This is a genomic window from Bradyrhizobium sp. 164, from assembly GCF_023073715.1.
GTDB lineage: Bacteria > Pseudomonadota > Alphaproteobacteria > Rhizobiales > Xanthobacteraceae > Bradyrhizobium.
In genome coordinates this window covers 1-2,821 of the sequence record NZ_JADPKA010000079.1, presented here as the reverse complement: position 1 = coordinate 2,821, position 2,821 = coordinate 1, and the positions used below count along the sequence as shown (strand labels likewise).

4 protein-coding genes are annotated in these 2,821 nt (G+C 63.2%); all 4 read right to left on the bottom strand.

Annotated elements, in window-relative coordinates:
• Nucleotides 1–26 precede the first annotated feature (26 nt).
• The 4 genes from IVB01_RS24970 to IVB01_RS24955 all read right to left on the bottom strand — a co-directional run bounded on the left by IVB01_RS24970 (nucleotide 27) and on the right by IVB01_RS24955 (nucleotide 2,760).
• On the bottom strand, nucleotides 27–266 hold the full coding sequence (locus tag IVB01_RS24970; RefSeq protein WP_247494944.1) for a hypothetical protein: 240 nt from the start codon (nucleotides 264–266) through the stop codon (nucleotides 27–29).
• Complete coding sequence (locus IVB01_RS24965) at nucleotides 263–1,915, bottom strand: IS66 family transposase (protein ID WP_247494943.1); 1,653 nt, start codon at nucleotides 1,913–1,915, stop codon at nucleotides 263–265. The genes IVB01_RS24970 and IVB01_RS24965 overlap by 4 nt, the downstream gene beginning before the upstream one ends.
• Before the next feature lie 75 nt (nucleotides 1,916–1,990).
• Nucleotides 1,991–2,338: an IS66 family insertion sequence element accessory protein TnpB gene (gene tnpB / locus IVB01_RS24960; protein WP_247276983.1), complete on the bottom strand. Its 348-nt coding sequence runs from the start codon at nucleotides 2,336–2,338 to the stop codon at nucleotides 1,991–1,993.
• Nucleotides 2,335–2,760, bottom strand: coding sequence for a transposase (locus IVB01_RS24955; RefSeq protein WP_247464098.1), 426 nt, complete (start codon nucleotides 2,758–2,760; stop codon nucleotides 2,335–2,337). The genes tnpB and IVB01_RS24955 overlap by 4 nt, the downstream gene beginning before the upstream one ends.
• Nucleotides 2,761–2,821: the final 61 nt, after the last annotated feature.

The following is a 2,821-nucleotide window of genomic DNA, read 5'->3' as shown; positions in this document are numbered from 1 at the left end:
GTATCCATTCGGCGTAGGCCGCAGGATCACCGCTTCAGCAGTCCAGGGTTTTCCTTGTAGAACTTAATAAGCTCGATCAGGTTGTCGATGCCGAAGTCGGTGAACGCCTGAACGCCGTCTTCTCCGACGCGATAGACCCAGATGAAGCCATCCTCGATCTCCATCTCGTTGGCGATGTCCCACAGCCAATCTTCGTCTTCGCCGAGGTCTTTGGCGACCTTGGTGATGGTGGTGACGTGATGGACCTTGTTGACGTAGGTGGTCATGCCGCCGCTCGAGCGGAGAGCGCAGATGCTGGCGTCCAATTCCAGGGCAGAAGTTCGTCCAGCCGATGAGCCGGATGAGCGGCGATGCGGGCGAGGACATTCGTGAGCCACGCCTGCGGATCGATGCCGTTCATTTTGGCTGTGACGATCAGGCTGTACATAGCTGCGGCGCGCCGCCCGCCGCGATCAGACCCGCAGAACAGCCAGGATTTTCGCCCAAGTGCGATGCCTCGCAGGCCCCTTTCGGCGGCATTGTTGGAGAGGCACACGCGGCCGTCCTCGAGGAATAGGGTGAAGCTCGCCCAGCGCTTCAGAATATAGTTGAACGCCTTGGCCAGGTCGTGCCCCCGAGACAGCTTGGCAAGCTGCTCCCGCATATAGACCTGGAGGTCCTCGACCAGAGGCCGGCTCAGCGTCTGCCGCACCTGAAGGCGCTCCTCGGCACTCTTGCCGTTGATGGACCGTTCGATCTCGAACAGCGCATCGATCCGCCGCACGACCTCGATCGCGATCGGCGAGAGCGGGATTTCCTTTTTGCCGGTGGCCTTGCGCCGGGCATTCTCTTCGATGTCGGCCATCGCGAAGAACGGGCGCCGTCCATGCGACCAGCAGGCAGCCTCCCGGATTGGCCCGGGCTGGCGTCCCGCCAGATAGAGCTGGTTGTACCCGTCATAGGCGTCGGCCTGCAGGATGCCGGCATACCGGGCCAGATGCGCTTGGGGATGCTCGCCCTTGCGGTCGCGGGAGTAGTAGAACATCGCCGCCGGCGGGTCCGTGCCCACAAATGACCGATCGTCGCGGACGTAGATCCAGCACCGTCCGGTGTCGGTCTTGCCCTTGGCCAGGACCGGTACCGTCGTATCGTCAGCATGAAGGCGCTCGGCCGCCATGACGTGGGCTTCCACCAAGCGCAGCAGAGGATCCAGCGAGGCACAGACCGCCCCAACGGCATCTGCCATGGTCGACAGTGCGATCGGCACGCCTTCCAGAGCGTAGCGCTCCGCCTGGCGGTTGAGCGGCTGATGCTGGCCGAACTTCTCAAACATAATCATGGCCAAGAGGCTCGGACCAGCCCACCCGCGAGCGATGGCATGGAACGGCGCTGGCGCCTGGCTGATCTTCTCGCAGTCGCGGCAGGAGAACTTCTCGCGGACCGTCTCGATCACCTTCCACTGGCGCGGCACCACTTCTAGCGTGCGGGTCACGTCCTCGCCGAGCTTGCGAAGACGATTGCTGCCGCAGCATTCACAAGCCGTAGGCCCATCGATTACCACCCGTTCCCGTGGGAGGTGCTCGGGGAAGGTCTGGCGCTCGGCGCGCTTGCGCGTAAATCCGCGCACCGTGGTCGTCTTGGCCACGGCCCGTTCCGCCGCCAGCTCGTCCTCGGTGGCGTCAGCTTCCAGCTCTTCGAACGTCAGCGCCAACTGCTCGATCAGCCGCGCCGAGCGCTCCGACCGTTGCCCATAGATCTGATGTTTTAGCTTGGCGATTTGCAGCTTCTGCTGCGCGATCAACGCCTCGTCTTCCGACGCTTTCGCGCGGGCGACCGCGAGCTCGCCGGCGATCTCCAAACCCTTCGCGCGCTCGACTGCCAGCGCCTTCTTCAGGGCGGCAACCTCATCCGGAACAGCGTCGCGATCAGCATGCATGCGACGCGAGTGAATCACAGATTGGACGCGATGGGACTCCCCAAAATGCAAGAAGCTACAGATTCGATTCGGCGCTCAGCCCGCGCTTTGTGGCCGCCAGCTCAGTTGCGGATTCCGCCAGTCGATGCCTTCGAGCATGTAAGCCATCTGGGCCGCCGAGATCGACACCGCACCGTCCGACGCCGAGGGCCAGATGAACTTGCCACGGTCCAGGCGCTTGGCATAGAGCGACATGCCCAACCCGTCATGCCAAAGAATCTTCACCAGATCACCGCGGCGGCCCCGGAAGATGTAGAGATCGCCGGCATGAGGATCGCGCTTCAGACTCTCCTGGACCGCAAGCGCCAGGCTTTGCATGCCGCGACGCATATCGGTGTGGCCAGTGGCGATCCAGACCCTGACGCCGCTCGGGATCGGGATCATCGTCGTCTCAAAATTTCAAGAACCCGCTGCAGCGCCTCGGTGTCTACGTCCCGGTCAACGCGCACGCGACAGCCGCCGCCAAGGTCGATCTCGATAATGCCGGCCCTTACACGTTGCGCAGGCGATGAAGACACCGGTTGTGGCGCGTCACTCGAGATCGGAGCCGCCGCAGGCGTGATCTCAACCGGAACAAGCGCCGGCGCGGCATCCCCGCTCAACTTGCCGTCGCGCGCCAACCGGCGCCACGTGAACAATTGGCTTGTCGACAGCCCGTTGCGTCGCGCCGTCACCGACACCAGACGTGGCCCGCCATAGCTCTCGGTGACGATCCGCTGCTTTTCTTCCAATGTCCAACGGCGTCGAGCGCCCGTCGAGACGACTTCAAGTCGGGAAACCTTCGGCATCGGCATATGGTCAGTCATACGCCTAAGTCTTCACCCTCCATCAAACCGCGGGCAAGGCGGTCCTCGCCGGAGCGATACG

Bases quoted from the DNA above. Each gene is read 5' to 3' on its own strand.
- IVB01_RS24970 (WP_247494944.1), bottom strand. From the start codon at position 266: ATGACCACCTACGTCAACAAGGTCCATCACGTCACCACCATCACCAAG.
- tnpB (WP_247276983.1), bottom strand. From the start codon at position 2,338: ATGATCCCGATCCCGAGCGGCGTCAGGGTCTGGATCGCCACTGGCCAC.
- IVB01_RS24965 (WP_247494943.1), bottom strand. From the start codon at position 1,915: ATGCATGCTGATCGCGACGCTGTTCCGGATGAGGTTGCCGCCCTGAAG.
- IVB01_RS24955 (WP_247464098.1), bottom strand. From the start codon at position 2,760: ATGACTGACCATATGCCGATGCCGAAGGTTTCCCGACTTGAAGTCGTC.